Raw genomic sequence first — 17,229 nt, forward strand, 5'->3', positions numbered from 1 at the left:
TGCGTAATAATACCCTGTTAAATAGTTGATTGCGTGTGAATTCATATGCCAAAGGTAGGAAAAATTTGCTTTTATGCAAATAGAGGCTTCAATAGCTCGCGAACGAGGGAGGATTCGTATCCTTTAGAGAGGCCAAAGTTATAACACTTCTGATACCGTTGTGGCGAGGTCCCCGTTTTAATCTCGTCTCTTTTCTTCTGTAAAATAGCACGAGCTTTTTCGATGTAATCCGCATCATCGATGCCATCCCAAGCTGAGGCTAAAAGAGAAGCTGAAATGCCGCGCTTGCGTAATTCGTAATTGATTTTCGTGCGTCCCCAGCTTTTCTGATTGAACTTCGAGCGGACGAAGATTTCGACAAAACGCGCTTCGTTCAGGTAGTTGTTTTCGCGGAGCCACATTAAATACGAAGGGAAATCAGCCGGCGAAACCTCAAAAGTCTTCATCTTCTGCTCCAGTTCTTGGACGCATCTTTCCTGGTAGGCGCAATAGCGGGCCAGCTTTTGGAGAATCTCGCTATTCATAAAGGCAGATTTAAGAATCGATTTCTTCGAAACTTTCTAGGTTGAACAGATCGTTCAGAACGTCCACCATTTTATCCGAATCGCCACGCTTGCAAGCGGCTTTTAAGTGGATGATGGGTTGTTTGATGATTTTTTGGACTAAACCAGCCGTGATTTTCTCTAGCTTCTCGGTCTCTTCCTTCGTCAAACCTTTCATATGGCGGTTCATCTCCTCCTTGCGGATTTGCTCCAGCGCATTTTTCAATTTGTGGATGGTAGGCGAAACCTCCATCTCTTTAGACCAATCATTAAAGCTCACAATACTCTCTTCGATGATGGTGCGTACATCCGGAATAGAGGCTAAGCGAGTGGCCAAAGCCTCATCCGCGCGCTCCTTCAAGGTGTCGATGTTGTATAAAAGGACCCCATTAATCTTCTCAATACCATCCTCGATGCTGCGAGGCACAGAAAGGTCGATGAAGTATTTGAAGGATAATAATTGCAATTTCTTAATCTCTGCCTGCGTGATCATCGGGCTATCCGTGCGTACAGACGAGATAATGATGTCAGCAGTGGCGATTTCTTTCCACAAGTCAGCGATAGGAGCAACTCTGAAAAGTTCCTTTCCAGCGGCAATCTTCTCTGCTTTCTCGATCGTGCGGTTCATAATGGTGAACTCCGCAAAATCCTTTTCTTCCATATTCTTGCATACATCCAAACCGATTTCGCCTAATCCTAGGATTAAGACTTTCGGGTGAGGAAGTGCTTGAGAAAGTTCTTCCGCTAAGGCAACGGTCGCATAGGAAACAGAGGCTGCTCCATCACGGAACGAAGTTTCTTGGGCTACGCGCTTGTTAGAATAGAAGATGGTATGCATCAAACGGTGCAAATACGGACCAGCCATATTTAAATCCGCCGCTTGTTGGTAGGCTTTTTTGATCTGGTTCGGGATCTGTAAATCCCCTACTACTTTTGACTGCAAGCCGGTTGCTACTTCGAATAAATGGCGTAGAGAATCCTCTGTTTCGTCCATTTGCTTGAAATAACCTAGGTATTCGGCGGTGTTCGTTAAGCCTTTTTCGATTAAGAAAGCCTTGATTAAGTCGGTCGAGATATCGCGATCAGACGTATAGTAGAACTCCGTGCGGTTGCAGGTAGAGACAATTAATAATTCATTTAGCCCGAAAAGATCCTTACACTTCACATAAAACCCTTTGCTCTCGTCCTCGTTCAACGCTAACATCTCGCGAATGGCGAGCGGCGCAGTACGGTGTGAAAGGCTGACGGATTTAAAAGGTAAACTCATTTCTGTCTTAAGCGTGATTATTAATTCACAAAAGTACAATGCAAAAGTTTAAAATGTATCTGTCTTTGAAAGAAAATCGTAATTTAGATGAAGAAAAAATAGGAATCATATGCACTTCAAAAATAAGACAGTCTTTATCACCGGAGGATCTCGCGGAATTGGATTAGAGATTGCAAAAAAATTAGCTTCAGAGGGTGCAAACATCGTTATTGCGGCTAAAACGTCTGAGCCACATCCTAAATTACCAGGTACGATTTACACGGCGGCGGCTGAAATTGAGGCGGCTGGCGGAAAGGCTTTGGCCTGTATGGTAGACATTCGTGACGAAAATCAGGTTTTAGCGGCGGTTAAATTAGCTGTCGAGACCTTTGGAGGCATCGATATATTAATCAATAATGCGTCGGCGATTCAGCTGACCGGGACCTTGCATACGAAGATGAAGAAATACGATCTGATGAATCAGGTGAATACGCGCGGGACCTATTTGTGTGCTCAGGCTTGTTTGCCTTATTTATTGAAAGCGGAAAATCCTCAGGTATTGACTCTTTCTCCGCCCTTGAATGTGGAAGCGCGCTGGTTTGAGAATCACGTGGCGTATTCGATTGCCAAATTTGGGATGTCCCTTTGTACCCTCGGAATGGCGTCTGAATTTAAGGGGAAAGTGGCATTTAATTCACTTTGGCCTAAGACCATTATTGCGACTGCTGCCATCGAATTCGCGGTGGGGAATGTGTCGATGATGCAATTAGGACGCAAGGCAACTATTATGGCGGATGCGGCTGCAGCGATTTTACAGAAAGATGCGAAGACGGTCACAGGAAATTTCTACATCGACGAAGACGTGTTACGTGCAGAAGGAGTGACGGATTTCACGGAATACCGCGTCAATCCGAATACGCCAGAAAATCAATTGTTACCCGACTTTTTCATTTAATGGTAGAAAATTATACCCCGCCACTTTGGTTACCGGACGGGCATACACAAAGTATTTATCCCTCGGTTTTTCGGAAAGTGATTCTTTCGGAAACGCCACGTCGCGAACGAGTGACGACTCCCGATCAGGATTTCTTGGATATCGATTGGTATGGTGGCGAACTTTCAGAGCGTCCCTTATTAATTGTGTCCCATGGTTTAGAGGGATCAAGTGATCGCCAATATGTGACAGGCTTAATTCACAAATTGAAGGGAATGAACGCGCTGGCCTGGAATTACCGCAGTTGTTCAGGGGAGCCAAATAAGAATCTACGGTTTTACCACAGTGGGGCGACGGATGATTTGGACTTCATTATTAAACTAGCCATCGAACGAGGCGCGAAAGATATCTATCTCGCTGGATTTAGTTTAGGGGGCAACTTAACCTTAAAATGGTTAGGTGAACAGGGTAAAAATCCTCCCCAAATGATTCGAAAAGCTGTCGCATTTTCCGTACCTTTACACCTTTCATCGAGTAGCAAGCAATTAGCTAAGCGGGAAAACAGACTCTACACTCATCGATTTCTACAAACTCTCATTAAAAAAGTCAAGGAAAAGTCCGCGCGCTATCCTCAGGATATTACCGTGGAGATGATTGATTCGATTAAGAGTTTAGTGGATTTTGACGATGTGATCACAGGGCCTTTACACGGGTTTAAAGACGGGGAAGACTATTACGAAAAGAGTAGCTCCTTGTATTTTTTGGATCAGATTAACGTACCCACTTTAATCGTGAATGCAAAAAATGACCCATTTTTATCGGCGGAATGTATTCCGGAATCTTTTGTGAAGACCTTGGACTTTGTCCAATTAGACGCACAGGAAAAAGGAGGACATTGTGGTTTTTATCCGAAGAATTACCAGGGTTATACTTGGTCGGAAAATCGCGCCGAAACTTGGTTTAAAAAAAGCGTTTAGAAAATAATAACATGCCTACAGCTCAAGCAGAACCTTTAAAAATTGTCATTGATTTCGATAGCACATTCACGAAAGTGGAGGGGCTCGATGAATTAGCGAGAATCGCGCTTCAGGGAAATCCGAAGCAGGCGGAGATCGTGGGAAAGATTACCGATATCACCGACCAAGGAATGGTAGGGGCCTATTCTTTCGCCGATTCCTTACGCGATCGCGTCGCTTTATTGCCGGCAAATCGCTCGCATGTAGATCAATTGATCGTCTTTTTAAAAGGTAAAATCTCCGAGTCATTTAAGCGCAACAAGGATTTTCTAGAAGAAAATGCCGCACAAATCTTAATCGTTTCCTCTGGTTTCAAAGACTTTATCGTTCCCGTAGTGAACGAGATGGGTATCCCAGCGGAGAACGTATACGCGAATACGTTCACGTATGATGCGGAAGGAAATATCACCGGATACGATGCGGACAATTTATTGTCCCAGGATAAAGGTAAAGTACGCTTGTTGCAATCATTGCAATTAGAAGGCGAGGTTTACGTGATCGGTGATGGTATCACGGATTATGAGTTGCGCGAGTCAGGTTTAGCGAATAAGTTCTTTGCGTTCACGGAGAACGTGTCGCGGAAGGCGGTGACGGACAAAGCGGATTACGTAGTTCCGTCATTAGATGAGTTCTTGTACATCAACGGTTTAAGCCGCGCGCAATCGTATCCTAAATCAAGAATCAAAGTTCTTTTATTAGAAAACGTGCACCCTGGTGCCGTTCAGGCGTTCAAGAAAGAAGGTTTCCAGGTGGAGCTTTTGAAAGGCGCTTTGGATGAGGATGAATTGATCGAAAAAATCAAGGATGTGTCCATCATTGGTTTGCGTTCGAAGACGAATTTGACGAAAAAAGTATTAGAACACCCGAATGCCTCTCGTTTGATGTGTGTGGGTGCTTTCTGTATCGGTACAAACCAAATCGATTTAGTGGAATGTGAGAAGCGCGGTATTGCGGTGTTTAATGCGCCGTATTCGAATACACGTTCGGTAGTGGAATTGTCGATTGGTTTAATGGTGATGTTGACGCGTAATATCTTCGAGAAATCGACGAAAATGCACGCGGGTGTTTGGGATAAGTCGGCTACGAATTCGTACGAGATTAGAGGTAAGAAAATTGGTTTAGTAGGATATGGAAGTATCGGTACGCAGATTTCCGTGATTGCGGAGGCGCTGGGTATGGAGGTGTATTTCTATGACTCGGTAGATAAATTAGCTTTAGGTAATGCCAAAAAATGCAGCAGCCTGAAAGAGTTATTATCGCAAGTGGATTTTGTGAGTTTGCACGTGGATGGTCGTAAGTCAAACACGAATATCATCGGCAAGGAGCAATTCTCTTGGATGAAAGATAATGTCATCTTCTTGAACTTGTCACGTGGTCACGTGGTCGAAATTTCGGCTTTAGTGGAGGCGATCAAGTCCGGTAAAGTGTGGGGCGCGGCGATTGACGTATTCCCGCATGAGCCGAAGACGAATGACGAGGAGTTTATGAGTGAATTACGCGGATTGCCTAACGTGATTTTGACGCCGCACATCGGTGGTAGCACGGAGGAAGCGCAGCAAAATATTGGTGAATTCGTGCCAGCGAAGTTGTTGCAATTTATGAACAATGGTAGCACGTATGGCTCTGTGAACTTCCCAGAATTACAATTGCCGCCGTTAGAGGATGCGCACCGTTTGTTGCATATTCACCACAATGTGCCGGGGATTTTGGCCCAAATCAACCAAATCTTCGCCAAATACCACGTAAATATCATCGGTCAATACTTAAAGACCACAGAGAATACGGGTTATGTGATTACGGATGTGGCCAAAGAATACTCGGATGAAATCGTGAGCGAATTGAAGCTGATCGATAACACCATTAAGTTTAGAATGTTATATTAATATGAGCACCTTTTTTACCCCCGGCCCTGCGGCCTTGTTTCCTACGGTACAGTCCCATTATATGGAGGCTTTTCGCTTAAACCTCGGTTCGATTTCCCATCGTTCCGCGGCTTTCCGTAAGATCTACCAGCACGCAGATGAGCAATTGCGCGAGTTATTCGCCTTGCCTAAGAGCCACGCAGTCCTATTTACGGGATCTGCGACAGAGGTATGGGAGCGTATCATCATGAATACAGTGGAACACGAGAGTTTTCACCTAGTGAATGGCTCGTTTTCGAAGAAATTTTTCGATTTCTCTAAAGACCTACACAAGTATGCGAATTCGATGCACAAGCCATTTGGCGAGGGTTTTGATGCCGCGGAAGTGGAAGTGCCGGAATACGCGGAATTGATTTGCTGCACGGCAAATGAGACGAGTTCAGGTGTGCAGATGAAGGCTTCAGAGATCCATAAGATCAAGAAAGCAAACAAGGATAAGTTTGTGGCGGTGGATATGGTTTCGTCTGCGCCTTACCCGAATCTCGATTTTAGCTTAGTAGACTCAGCCTTTTTTAGTGTCCAAAAATCATTCGGAATGCCCGCCGGTCTAGGCGTTTGGTTTGCGAATGAGGCGATGCTGGAGAAGTCGGAACGAATGAAGAAGCACGAGGGTATCGTGGGGACGTATCACTCGTTGCCAAGCCTTTGGGAAAATTATAAGAATTTCGAAACGCCAGAAACTCCTAACGTGATGGCGATTTATGTGTTAGGCAAAGTGGCGGAGGATTTTAACCGAATCGGCGTGGAGACTATGCGCAAGGAGACGGATAAAAAAGCGAAAGCTTTATATGATTTTGCGAAGAAATCGGATAACTTCGAAATATTCGTGGAGAATGAAAATCACCGCTCGGCGACTGTTGTGGTGTTAAACTGCAAAGAGGGGTCGTCTAAAGTGATCAATACGATTAAAGAGAGAAGCGATATGATTATTGGGGCTGGATATGGCAAATTGAAAGAAACCCAAATCCGCATCGCGAATTTCCCAGCAGTAAATATGGACCAGGTTCAGGCTTTAATAACTGAATTAGGTTCACTTTAATAAAAACCTAAAACTATGAAAAATGGATCACCCATTCGGTGGGGTATATTGGCATGCGGCGGAATTGCCCGCAAATTTGCAGATGATTTAGCCTTTGTTAAGGACGGTTATTTAGCGGCTGTTTCCTCTAGAGATATTTCCCGTGCAGAAGAATTTGCGTCCCATTATGGGCCCGATGTAAAATGCTTTGGTTCGTATGAAGCGATGCTTGCAAGCGGCGAAATCGATGTGGTGTACATCGCCTCTCCGCACGGATTGCACCACGAGCATACGTTATTATGTCTGAATGCGGGACTTCCTGTTTTATGTGAAAAAGCCTTTGCGATCAATTCGAAGCAAGTCGCTGAAATGATTCAGACGGCGCGTGATAAGAAAATCTTCTTAATGGAGGCTTTATGGACGCGTTTCCATCCCTCTATCGTGAAACTGCAAGAGATTCTAGCCTCGGGTGTGATCGGAGATATCGTTCACCTGGCAGCAGACTTTGGCTTTCACGCACCCTACGATGCGGAGGCGCGTTGGTTCAACCCAGCGTTGACCGGCGGATCCTTATTAGACATCGGTATTTACCCTTTATTTATCTCCAAATTCGTGTTAGGGGAGCCTTTAGAAATGAAAGCGACTGGCGTGATGGCGCCTAGCGGAGTGGATATGAACACGTCCATCGCCATGAAATATAGTTCAGGAGCAACGGCTACCTTGTTCTCCACGTTCGCCACGAAGACGGATACGACCTGTGAAATTCATGGTACGAAAGGTAAGATCCATATGCATTCGCGTTTTCACGAAACGAAAGGAATCACGGTAACCATTCACGAAACAGAGCAAGAAACGTTCTATGAAACGGAGCGCTTAGGCTGGGGTTATAGCTACGAAGCGGAGGCAGTGCAAGCGGATTTGCGTGCGGGTCGCACAGAAAATGCCTTGATGACGCACGCCTTCAGTACGGAATTAATGGCTTTATTAGATGAAATTCGTTCTCAAATTGGTTTAAAATATCCTAATGAATAAGATCCTTCTTTTCCTGTTATTGTCTTTTAGCGTATGCGCACAGAATCGTTTCGAGAGAGAAATCGTGGCCTATGAAAAGCAAGATTCCATCGCATTGCCGGCAAAAGGGATGAAATTGTTCCTCGGTTCATCGAGTTTTCGTTTGTGGAAAAGCTTCGATGCGGATACGAAAGGAATGAATGCCTTTAACCGCGGCTTTGGCGGAAGTACTTTAAAAGATGCCTTGTATTATTTCGATCGCATGGTCGTGAAATACCAGCCCTCTTGGGTATTTATGTATGAAGGAGATAATGATTTAGCGATGGGCCAAAGTCCGGATGAGATCGCCTCGCAATTTGAGGAGTTTTCAGCCCGTTTAGCGAAGCAGGTTCCGGGGGCAAAACTCGTTTTCGTATCAGCTCGTCCTAGTATAGCTCGGGAGGCGATGAAATCCAAACAACAAGACTTGAATCAACGCATCGCTGCGATTGTTGCGAAGAAAAAGGGGCATTATGTCATCGATATGCACTCGCCTTTCTATAACGCGGACGGCACTTTAATGCAAGATATTTTCGTAGCGGATAAATTGCACCTGAATGAGAAGGGCTATGTCATTTTCGCCAAACAAATACAAAACTTCATTCAACAGCATGCCAAATAAAGATGTTTTAAAAGGTGATTGGTTACCGAATATCTCGGTGGACTGCGTCATTTTTGGGTTTCAAGAGAATCACCTGAAGGTGCTTTTGTTGAAATTTAGAAATAACGAGATTTGGTCGTTGCCGGGTGGTTTTATTGGAAAAGAAGAGGACGCGGATGAGGCTGCGAAACGAATTTTGTGGCAACGGACAGGTCTGGAGAATATCTATTTGCAGCAGTTTCATACTTTTGGCGATTTGAAAAGGAATATCGGGGCGATTGAAAAACATGAGGAGATTAATCTAGCCATGGGTCGTTCGAATGAAGATTTAAAATGGTTATCGCATCGCTACATTACCATTGGTTATTATGCTTTAGTGGAATATTCTAAAGTGAAAGTGACCTTAAATGATGTGTCAGATGATTCTTCTTGGATGGATGTGGATCAAATTCCGTCCTTGTTTTTAGATCACACCGAAATCGTAAAAACGGGATTAACTCATTTGCGCAGCTCAATTGATACGAAATTAGCGGCGTTTAATCTGTTGCCAGAGACGTTTACCATGTCTGAGTTGCAACAAGTCTATGAGACGATTTTAGGGAAGGAATTAGTGCGAACGAATTTCCAGCGTAAGATGCTGAGTTTAGATATTCTGGAGCGAATTGAAAAGAAATATTCCGGTGGAGCGCACAAAGCCCCTTATTTATATCGTTTGGACAAGAAAAAAGCGGAGGCTTTTTTGTCCTCCGCTTCGTAATTTCATTAGCCCATGTTATGGTAGACGTTCTGTACATCGTCGTCTTCTTCTAGACGCTCGATGAGTTTTTCGACGTCAGCTGCTTGCTCTTCGGTTAATTCTTTGGTCTCATCTGGGATTCGCTCGAAATCCGCACCCATTAACTCGAACCCTTTTTCTTCTAGGAATTTTTGAATTCCGCCAAAAGCCGTGAACTCCCCATAGATATTAATCTGGTTCGTTTCCTCATCTAAGAAAACTTCATCACCACCAAGGTCGATTAATTCGAATTCTAATTCTTCTAAATCGATTTCTGGTTTAGCCGCGATTTTGAAAACGGATTTACGGGTAAAGATGAAATCTAACATCCCAGTTGTTCCTAAACTTCCTCCGCATTTCGTGAAAGAAGAACGGATATTGGCTACCGTACGGTTGATATTATCGGTGGTTGTTTCGACTAAGATAGCGATACCGTGTTGTGCGTATCCTTCGTAAACGATCTCTTTGTAATCCTCTTGGTCTTTCGAAGTCGCGCGTTTGATAGCGCGTTCTACGTTTTCCTTCGGCATGTTCACTGCCTTCGCGTTTTGGATGATGGCACGTAAGCGGGAGTTAGACGAAGGGTCGCCACCACCTGCTTTCACTGCAATCACAATATCCTTACCAATTTTGGTAAAGGTTTTGGCCATTTGACCCCAACGTTTGAATTTTCTCGCTTTTCTAAATTCGAAGGCTCTTCCCATAGTTCATTAATTTGAATTGCAAAAATAAAACAAGCTGATGGAATTCCGCTATCCCATCTAAAAAAAATCCCCCTATAGTACCGCCTTCTTAGCTGATTATTTTGGCTAAATTGCAGAAATGAAAAAATACGTCTGGCTCTTTTTTGTCCTTTTTACCACATCGCTCTTTGCCCAAAAGAAGAACGAAAACTTCCAAATGCACATCAAAAAAAGCACGGGAGCCATCAAAATCGATGGAATCTTAGAGGAGAACGCCTGGTTTCAATCTGCAGCAGTCAGTGATTTCATGATGTGCAATCCCTTCGATTCCTTGTGCGCCCAGGTGCGGACGGATGTGAAGATGACCTACGATGACAAATACATGTATATTTCCGCGGAATGTTTCTTAAAAGAACCCGGGGCTTTCGTGGTGGAGTCGATGAAGCGAGATTTTAGTTTTGGAGTCAATGATAATTTTTTAGTTTTCATCGACACGTTCGAAGATAAGACGACGGGTTTTGCGTTCGGAGCGAATGCGGCTGGGGCGCAATGGGACGGCCAAATGTCCGAGGGTGCTAAAGTGAACTTGAATTGGGATAATAAATGGGAATCAGCGACCACCTACAAGCGAGATTCGTGGATTTTCGAGGCGGCGATTCCCTTTAAGTCGATTCGCTATAAGGGGAATCTGAATCGCTGGGGGATTAATTTTTCTCGCTATGATTTGAAGGCCAAAGAAAAATCCGCCTGGGCCCCTGTCCCTCGGCAATTTCCCACGGCATCGTTAGCCTACGCAGGTGTTTTAGTGTGGGATACGCCGCCACCCACACCTAAAAAGAATGTTTCCTTGATTCCCTATGTCTTATCAGGGGTGACGGCTAATTACGAAACGAAAGATCCTGCCTCGATGCGCAACCAAATAGGGGGTGATATTAAAGTAGCCATTAATTCAGGATTGAACTTGGATATGACCTTGAATCCAGATTTCTCGCAGGTGGATGTGGATAGGCAACAGACGAATCTGGACCGTTTTGAGCTCTTTTATCCAGAAAAACGCCAGTTTTTTATTGAGAACTCGGATTTATTTGATGGATTTGGGACGGATAATATTCGACCCTTTTTCTCCCGTAGAATCGGTTTAGCCTTGAATCCCAAGACGGGGATTTACGAGCAGACGCCCATCACCTACGGGGCGCGATTAAGTGGAAAGTTAAATCAGGATTGGCGGATTGGGGCTTTGAATGTGCAGTCTGAACGAATTGACGCGAAAGGAGTGCCTACCCAAAATTATTCCATGGTTGCCTTGCAACGCAAGTTATTCGCCCGCTCAAACTTTGGGGCCTATATGGTGAACAAGCAATCGTTTATCGATACGGATCTGCAGCGTTCGAATGGCTTTCAAACCTATAATCGGGACCTGGGCTTCGAATATAATTTAGCTTCAGCAGATAATTTCTGGACGGGATCGCTCTTTTATGCGAACACGATTAGCCCTTTGCAAAAGGATCGCAGTTTTTCGCAAGCGGCTTCTTTGGCCTATAAAGACAACGACTGGGCATTTGGCTTCAAAGAATCTTGGGTAGGAGAGAATTATAATCCAGAAACAGGCTATGTTCCTCGCGTTAATTATATACAAACGCAGCTAGATGCAGCGAAGAATTTCTACCCTAAAAATAAGTCAACGAACGTGTTTTATACGACACTATCCGCGATGACGATGAGCTATTGGAATAACCAAGGCACTTTTACAGACAATACGACCTACGTTGCCTATGAGGGGACGATGAAGGATCGCTCCACTTTTGGGGCCTATTTGTCCTATGATTATGTGAAATTATTATATGATTTTGATGCGACCCGCATGGGCAATACGGCCTTGAAAAAAGGGACTGAGCACGATTGGTATGCGCTGAATGCGCGTTATGGTTCTTCGCCTATCAAGTTATTTACCTATACGTTATCGTCTCGTTTTGGGGGGTATTATGGCCAAGGTTGGCGCACCGGAATTACCGCAGATATTGGATATCGATTCCAGCCTTATGGTAGTTTCTCTGTTGCCGTGGATTATAATGACATTGTGGATGTGGCCATCCCAGGAACGGATGTGGCGGCAGCGAAGAAAGTGTCCTCTAACTTCTGGATCATTCGACCTAAAATAGATATCACTTTTTCAAACAAATTGTTCTTTGCTACGTTCTTTCAGTTGAACCAGCAAACAAAGAATATCAACTTAAACGCACGTTTGCAATGGCGTTACAAGCCTGCTTCGGATTTATTCTTAGTGTACACGGATAATTATTTTCCGGAGATCATGCAAATTCGTAACCGCGCATTGGTGTTGAAATTGAATTATTGGCTTAATTTGTAATCTAAATAAAAAACAACCTATGAAGAAGTTCTTATTACTATTGACTTGTTTAGTTTCTTTCAGTGTTTTGGCACAGAAAGCGGCTCCATCACCTGCTGCTGTGGCTACGGCAAAAGTAGGCAACACCGAAGTGATGATTAAGTATGCGCAACCTTCGGTGAAAGGCCGTTTGGTTTTTGGTACGAAAGAAGCGAAAGCTTTAGTTCCTTATGGTGAAGTTTGGAGAACAGGCGCGAACGAAGCGACTACAATCGAAATCTCCAATGACATCACGGTTCAAGGCAAGACCTTAGCTAAAGGAGTTTATTCTTTATTGTCTATCCCAGGCGAAACAGAGTGGACGATTATCTTTAACAAAGAAGCTAAAATGTGGGGTGCTTATACCTACAAGGAAGCAAATGATGTGTTACGTGTAAAGGCACGCGTAAGCGAGCATGCACACACAGAGCAATTCACGATCGGAATCACGGCTGCAGGCCAGGTGAGCTTAGATTGGGACAAAACTTCGGTTTCGTTTTACTTGAAATAAAATCAAGATCTTGATAAAAAAGCGGTTCAGTATTGGGCCGCTTTTTTTATTGCCAAAATTCGTTTGAAATACACATTCCTTTGGCTATTTTTACTCGCAATTGACGATAAATAAAGAATATATGAAAAAGGTATTGATAGCGGAAGATAGTTCAGTGATCCAAAATCTAGCTAAGAAGATTTTAGAATTTCAAAACTTCGAAATTCACGCCGTGAAAAATGGACAACAAGTGTTAGATGAATTAGCGAAAGCTGAATTTGATATTATCTTACTTGATATCAATATGCCAGTAATGGACGGTATGGACTGCGCTCGTGCGGTTCGTGCGTTAGCAGACAAGAAAAAAGCAGCTATCCCGATGATTGCGATCACTGGAAATGCACGCAACTATTCGATGGATGACTTTAAAGCAGCCGGATTCAATGATTTCTTAGCTAAGCCTTTGAACTTCGATTCCTTGGTTTCTCAGGTGAAAGCCTTAACGGAATAAAGTTATGTCCCCTTCTAAAGTGACGTTTTTAGGAACGGGAACTTCGCAGGGGATTCCGATGATCGCTTGTGACTGCGCTGTTTGTCAGTCCACGGATGAGCGAGATAAGCGTCTGCGTGTTTCGGTGCACATCGAAATAGGAGGGAAGAGCTTCATCATTGATACGGGTCCAGATTTTCGCCAGCAGGTGCTTAGGGCTGGAATTAAGCGATTGGACGCCGTTTTATACACACACGAACATAAAGATCACACGGCAGGAATGGATGATGTGCGGGGATTTAATTTTCACCAGCAATCGTCGATTCCTTTATATGCCCGTGCTCAGGTCATCGAGCAGTTGAAGCGGGAGTTTGCCTATGCTTTTGGCGAAAATAAATACCCAGGCGTGCCGGAAATTGATGTCTATGAGATCGATGGCCAGCCCTTTACGGTCCAAGGGATCAACATTCAGCCCATCTTCGTGAAACACTTTTACTTAGATGTGTTGGGTTTTCGGTTTGGAAATTTTGCCTATGTGACGGATGCGAATTCCATCGCCCCAGAGGAGCAAAATAAACTACGAAATCTAGACGTATTGGTTATCAATGCCTTACGTAAAACAACCCACGTTTCCCATTTTACGCTAGCAGAAGCCCTTGAATTAATCGCGGATTTAAAGCCGAAACAGGCGTATATTACCCATGTTAGTCACCAAATGGGTTTGCATGCCGAGGTACAAAAAGAATTACCCCCTAACGTTTCTTTGGCCTATGATGGGCTCGTTTTAAACTTATAAATATGGCATTCAAAGCTGTTTTGTTCGATATGGATGGCGTGATCGTAGATAACCTACCGTATCACGTGGAGGCTTGGTTGCTTTTTTGTGAGCACCACGGCATTCCCCTGACCAAAGAAGTATTTTACAAAGAGTTAAACGGGATGAATTCGAAGGACACCTTTGAATGGTTTTATAAAAAGGAAATGACTCGCGCGGAAGTGGAAGTGCTGGAAGAGGAGAAAGAATTACTTTACCGAGCGTTTTATGCGGAGCATAGAAAGCCAGCTGAAGGGCTTTTAGTCTTTTTAAATGAGCTGCGTTCCAGAGGAATTAAAACCGCGTTAGCTACTTCGGCAGGTCCGGGGAATATTGATTTTATAGTGGATGGTCTAGGTATTCGGGATCAGTTCGACGCGATCATTGGTGGTGCTGAAGTAACAAAAGGAAAGCCAGATCCAGAGATTTATAGTAAAGCGGCTGCGCTAGTGGGTGTCGCACCGGAAGACTGCTGGGTGATTGAAGATTCCCTCCAAGGTATTGCGTCTGGGTTAGCAGCCGGTGCGCGCGTGGTAGGAATCACTACCTCTCATACGGCTCAGGAATTAGCCCATACCCAGGTGATTGCCCCTAATTTTATTGGTTTATACGATCAAATAGCTTCCTTATGAGACATCTACTCTTCTTATTCTTGTTTATCTGCACAGCTACTTTTGCCCAAAAAGGCCGCTATAAAATGGAGATGGTGCCGGGTAAAATGATCCAGGAATATACGCCCGAATACTTGGGCCTGAAACGTGATTTGCCAGCAGGCTATACCGAAAATATGCGGGCTATTTTAGCCCAGGCTGCTGCCATAAAATTAGACGCTTCATCCCAAACGAAGGCCGCAGCAAACATCGTTTTGACTTACGAAACAGTTCCGCCAGCGGATGTGAAAGCGGTTTTTGAGAAGGCGGCGGCCACTTGGTCTACGGTATTTTCTTCTGATGTGCCCATCAATGTCTATGTCAAATGGGCGTCACTTTCCGCTAATGTACTAGGTAGTGCAGGTGCTTCAGTGAATGTGCGAAACTTCGTGGGAGCGAATCGTTTGAATACGTTTTATCCTATTGCTTTGGCAGAAAAAATGGCTCACAAGAATTTGAATGGGACGAATGCAGATGTCGTTGCTACTTTTAATTCTGATTTTACGGCTTGGTATATTGGTACGGATGGCGTTCCTACCATTAATCAAATTGACTTGTATTCTGTGGTGTTACATGAGATGGGTCATGGTTTAGGTTTTATTGGTCAGATGAGCGTGGATAATGGGGAGGCCGGTTATGGTTTTCCGGGAATTTTTGACCAAAACATGGTTAATGCTACAAACGTCGCATTAACGGACACGAATAGTTTTAAAAATCCATCTGTCGCCTTGTATACGCAGCTTACTTCCGGCAAAATTAATTTATCTACTCCGGCTGTTTTACGTACGAATGGTAGCGCAGGTAAATTGTACACTCCATCCACGTATTCTGAGGGATCCAGTATTTACCACGTGGATCAGGTGAAATATAAAGTGGGTGATGAGAATGCTTTAATGACCCCCCAAATCGCCCGAGGTGAGATAACTCGGAGTATTGGGCCGATTGTGAGTTCGGCATTTAATGATTTTGGCTGGTATTCATCGAATTTAATTGGTGAGGAATACCCGGATACGGAGGATCAGGCGACGGATAAGGTCTTTTCGGTGCAGGTGTATTCGGATACACTTTGGGATGAATCTTCTTTAAAGCTGTATCTAGCTGTTAATTCCAATACGTTTAATGCGGTATCCGCTTTTGTAAAAACGGGTAACACCTATTCCTATACCTTGCCTAAAAGTGCAACGGCCAGAAATATCAAGTATTATTGGTATGCGCAGGAAAAGTCAGGGAAGAAATTTGTGACGCCGGCAGAGGCTCCTGTGATTTCTGGGACCTCCTTGGGAAGTTATTTTGAGTTTAATATCGCCCCAGATACGACGAAGCCGGTGGTCGTTTATGCGAATCCATTGAAGTATATTTTTACCTCTCAAACTTCGTTTACGCTTCCTACATTACTGGCAGCGGATAACATCGGAATCGATACGGTCTATATGGAATATTCCATCAATGGGGGGGCTACGATTCGGAAAGGATTTACAAAAGTGGCTGGATTGAGTTTTAGCTTTACGAATAGTTTTGATTTTGCTGCTGGTTTATTGAAAGCAGGGGATGTGATTAAGTACCGGATCATCGTAAAAGATAAGGCCAAAACCACCAATACAGTCACCCTACCCGTAACTGGAAACTATGAGTTCGTGGTGATAGGTTTGCAGGCCGTTGCGGCGAATTATCTGCAGAATTTTGACACAGCTCCTGCGACTGATTTTTATTTGAAAGGCTTTAGTTTTGCCCAGCCTTCCGGCTTTACATCAATGGGTTTGCACAGTGCGCACCCATATGCGGATGGGTCAGAGGAGTCCTATAATGGGGCTGGCGGATCAGATAAGTTCACTAATAGTGATGCAGTCTTGCTAAAACCTATCACTGTGCGCGCAGACACGGCTAAAATGTATTTTGAAGAGGTGGTGTTAGTGGAGCCGGGCGATGCAGGGGCGTCATTTTTAAATACGGATGGAACCGTGAATCGCAGTTTCTATGATTATGTAACGGTTCAGGCTTCGAATGATGCAGGTAAAAACTGGTATAACTTAATCAACGGTTGGGATTCTAATTTCTCTACTACTTGGTTGAATGCGTACAATACGGGCTTTGATTCAAAAGGCAATTCGACCGGGGTGGGTTCGTCTACGTTGGTCAAAAAACGTGAAATCGATATCCTTTCCTCCGGTAAATTCAAAGCCGGCGATCAATTAATCTTCCGCTTCCGTTTGCACGCTGACGTAGGGGCGCACGGCTGGGGCTGGGCGATAGATAATTTGAATATCCAAGGGTCGGTAGCTCCGCCACCGCCACCGTTGGTTTTAGCGGCAGAGCCTACCTCTTATTCGACTGAAATGCAGGTAACGCCTAATCCCACTTCGCGCTGGGTAAACTTACGTTTAGCTGTAGGTTCAACTGATGAGAAGGTGGTGACTGGAATTTTGGGATCTCAGGGTCAATGGATTCAGCAAGAAAGTGTGCAGGTAAAGGGAGGAATGCTAGAGAAGCAATTCGACATTTCTACCTTGCCTGCTGGAACCTATTATGTCCAAGTAATCACCAATAGAAATGTATATAATAAGCGAATTATTGTGGTTCGCTAAGGCCTAGCAAAGCTTTTTACTTATCTTTGC

16 protein-coding genes are annotated in these 17,229 nt (G+C 44.2%); 13 read left to right on the forward strand and 3 right to left on the reverse strand.

Annotated features, from left to right (window positions below; translation table 11 throughout):
* Positions 1-71: 71 nt before the first annotated feature.
* Both EWU21_RS01225 and hemA read right to left on the reverse strand, forming a co-directional pair.
* Positions 72-524, reverse strand: coding sequence for a regulatory protein RecX (locus tag EWU21_RS01225; protein WP_130894973.1), 453 nt, complete (start codon positions 522-524; stop codon positions 72-74).
* A 10-nt stretch (positions 525-534) separates the two neighbouring features.
* Positions 535-1,809 carry a glutamyl-tRNA reductase gene (gene hemA / locus EWU21_RS01230; RefSeq protein ID WP_130894974.1) on the reverse strand — a complete coding sequence of 425 codons (1,275 nt, stop codon included), beginning with the start codon at positions 1,807-1,809 and terminating at the stop codon, positions 535-537.
* Between the two features lie 109 nt (positions 1,810-1,918).
* Here hemA and EWU21_RS01235 point away from each other — a divergent pair, with 109 nt between their 5' ends.
* Genes EWU21_RS01235 through EWU21_RS01265 form a run of 7 tightly spaced genes read left to right on the forward strand, consistent with a single transcriptional unit; the run spans position 1,919 to position 9,086 of the window.
* A complete protein-coding gene (locus EWU21_RS01235) occupies positions 1,919-2,743 on the forward strand; it encodes an SDR family oxidoreductase (protein WP_130894975.1) in 825 nt (274 codons plus the stop codon).
* Positions 2,743-3,699, forward strand: coding sequence for a YheT family hydrolase (locus EWU21_RS01240; protein ID WP_130894976.1), 957 nt, complete (start codon positions 2,743-2,745; stop codon positions 3,697-3,699). The genes EWU21_RS01235 and EWU21_RS01240 overlap by 1 nt, the downstream gene beginning before the upstream one ends.
* 11 nt (positions 3,700-3,710) lie before the next feature.
* Positions 3,711-5,621 (forward strand): phosphoglycerate dehydrogenase, encoded by a 1,911-nt coding sequence (gene serA / locus EWU21_RS01245; protein WP_130894977.1) that lies wholly within the window; start codon positions 3,711-3,713, stop codon positions 5,619-5,621.
* A gap of 1 nt (position 5,622) precedes the next feature.
* A complete protein-coding gene (locus EWU21_RS01250) occupies positions 5,623-6,699 on the forward strand; it encodes an aminotransferase class V-fold PLP-dependent enzyme (RefSeq protein ID WP_130894978.1) in 1,077 nt (358 codons plus the stop codon).
* Between the two features lie 15 nt (positions 6,700-6,714).
* Positions 6,715-7,710, forward strand: coding sequence for a Gfo/Idh/MocA family protein (locus EWU21_RS01255; RefSeq protein WP_130894979.1), 996 nt, complete (start codon positions 6,715-6,717; stop codon positions 7,708-7,710).
* On the forward strand, positions 7,703-8,350 hold the full coding sequence (locus tag EWU21_RS01260) for a GDSL-type esterase/lipase family protein (RefSeq protein WP_130894980.1): 648 nt from the start codon (positions 7,703-7,705) through the stop codon (positions 8,348-8,350). The genes EWU21_RS01255 and EWU21_RS01260 overlap by 8 nt, the downstream gene beginning before the upstream one ends.
* Positions 8,340-9,086: an NUDIX hydrolase gene (locus EWU21_RS01265; RefSeq protein WP_236633157.1), complete on the forward strand. Its 747-nt coding sequence runs from the start codon at positions 8,340-8,342 to the stop codon at positions 9,084-9,086. The genes EWU21_RS01260 and EWU21_RS01265 overlap by 11 nt, the downstream gene beginning before the upstream one ends.
* Positions 9,087-9,091: 5 nt before the next feature.
* On the opposite strand, the gene EWU21_RS01270 is transcribed toward EWU21_RS01265, so the two are convergent.
* Positions 9,092-9,808 carry a YebC/PmpR family DNA-binding transcriptional regulator gene (locus EWU21_RS01270; RefSeq protein ID WP_130894982.1) on the reverse strand — a complete coding sequence of 239 codons (717 nt, stop codon included), beginning with the start codon at positions 9,806-9,808 and terminating at the stop codon, positions 9,092-9,094.
* Between the two features lie 118 nt (positions 9,809-9,926).
* On the opposite strand from EWU21_RS01270, the gene EWU21_RS01275 reads away from it, so the two are divergent.
* From EWU21_RS01275 to EWU21_RS01300, 6 genes are all read left to right on the forward strand, one after another.
* A complete protein-coding gene (locus EWU21_RS01275; RefSeq protein ID WP_130894983.1) occupies positions 9,927-12,155 on the forward strand; it encodes a DUF5916 domain-containing protein in 2,229 nt (742 codons plus the stop codon).
* A gap of 19 nt (positions 12,156-12,174) precedes the next feature.
* On the forward strand, positions 12,175-12,684 hold the full coding sequence (locus EWU21_RS01280) for a DUF2911 domain-containing protein (protein ID WP_130894984.1): 510 nt from the start codon (positions 12,175-12,177) through the stop codon (positions 12,682-12,684).
* 121 nt (positions 12,685-12,805) lie between these two features.
* Positions 12,806-13,174, forward strand: coding sequence for a response regulator (locus EWU21_RS01285; protein WP_130894985.1), 369 nt, complete (start codon positions 12,806-12,808; stop codon positions 13,172-13,174).
* A gap of 4 nt (positions 13,175-13,178) precedes the next feature.
* On the forward strand, positions 13,179-13,949 hold the full coding sequence (locus tag EWU21_RS01290; RefSeq protein ID WP_130894986.1) for an MBL fold metallo-hydrolase: 771 nt from the start codon (positions 13,179-13,181) through the stop codon (positions 13,947-13,949).
* A 2-nt stretch (positions 13,950-13,951) separates the two neighbouring features.
* Entirely contained in the window at positions 13,952-14,599 is a 648-nt protein-coding gene (locus EWU21_RS01295; protein WP_130894987.1) for an HAD family hydrolase, read from the forward strand.
* Positions 14,596-17,199 carry a T9SS type A sorting domain-containing protein gene (locus EWU21_RS01300; RefSeq protein WP_130894988.1) on the forward strand — a complete coding sequence of 868 codons (2,604 nt, stop codon included), beginning with the start codon at positions 14,596-14,598 and terminating at the stop codon, positions 17,197-17,199. Before EWU21_RS01295 ends, EWU21_RS01300 begins: the two co-directional genes overlap by 4 nt.
* Positions 17,200-17,229: the final 30 nt, after the last annotated feature.

It is taken from the genome of Aquirufa antheringensis (assembly GCF_004307425.1).
Taxonomy (GTDB): domain Bacteria; phylum Bacteroidota; class Bacteroidia; order Cytophagales; family Spirosomataceae; genus Aquirufa; species Aquirufa antheringensis.

Bases quoted from the DNA above. Each gene is read 5' to 3' on its own strand.
- EWU21_RS01225 (WP_130894973.1), bottom strand. From the start codon at position 524: ATGAATAGCGAGATTCTCCAAAAGCTGGCCCGCTATTGCGCCTACCAG.
- hemA (WP_130894974.1), bottom strand. From the start codon at position 1,809: ATGAGTTTACCTTTTAAATCCGTCAGCCTTTCACACCGTACTGCGCCG.
- EWU21_RS01235 (WP_130894975.1), top strand. From the start codon at position 1,919: ATGCACTTCAAAAATAAGACAGTCTTTATCACCGGAGGATCTCGCGGA.
- EWU21_RS01240 (WP_130894976.1), top strand. From the start codon at position 2,743: ATGGTAGAAAATTATACCCCGCCACTTTGGTTACCGGACGGGCATACA.
- serA (WP_130894977.1), top strand. From the start codon at position 3,711: ATGCCTACAGCTCAAGCAGAACCTTTAAAAATTGTCATTGATTTCGAT.
- EWU21_RS01250 (WP_130894978.1), top strand. From the start codon at position 5,623: ATGAGCACCTTTTTTACCCCCGGCCCTGCGGCCTTGTTTCCTACGGTA.
- EWU21_RS01255 (WP_130894979.1), top strand. From the start codon at position 6,715: ATGAAAAATGGATCACCCATTCGGTGGGGTATATTGGCATGCGGCGGA.
- EWU21_RS01260 (WP_130894980.1), top strand. From the start codon at position 7,703: ATGAATAAGATCCTTCTTTTCCTGTTATTGTCTTTTAGCGTATGCGCA.
- EWU21_RS01265 (WP_236633157.1), top strand. From the start codon at position 8,340: ATGCCAAATAAAGATGTTTTAAAAGGTGATTGGTTACCGAATATCTCG.
- EWU21_RS01270 (WP_130894982.1), bottom strand. From the start codon at position 9,808: ATGGGAAGAGCCTTCGAATTTAGAAAAGCGAGAAAATTCAAACGTTGG.
- EWU21_RS01275 (WP_130894983.1), top strand. From the start codon at position 9,927: ATGAAAAAATACGTCTGGCTCTTTTTTGTCCTTTTTACCACATCGCTC.
- EWU21_RS01280 (WP_130894984.1), top strand. From the start codon at position 12,175: ATGAAGAAGTTCTTATTACTATTGACTTGTTTAGTTTCTTTCAGTGTT.
- EWU21_RS01285 (WP_130894985.1), top strand. From the start codon at position 12,806: ATGAAAAAGGTATTGATAGCGGAAGATAGTTCAGTGATCCAAAATCTA.
- EWU21_RS01290 (WP_130894986.1), top strand. From the start codon at position 13,179: ATGTCCCCTTCTAAAGTGACGTTTTTAGGAACGGGAACTTCGCAGGGG.
- EWU21_RS01295 (WP_130894987.1), top strand. From the start codon at position 13,952: ATGGCATTCAAAGCTGTTTTGTTCGATATGGATGGCGTGATCGTAGAT.
- EWU21_RS01300 (WP_130894988.1), top strand. From the start codon at position 14,596: ATGAGACATCTACTCTTCTTATTCTTGTTTATCTGCACAGCTACTTTT.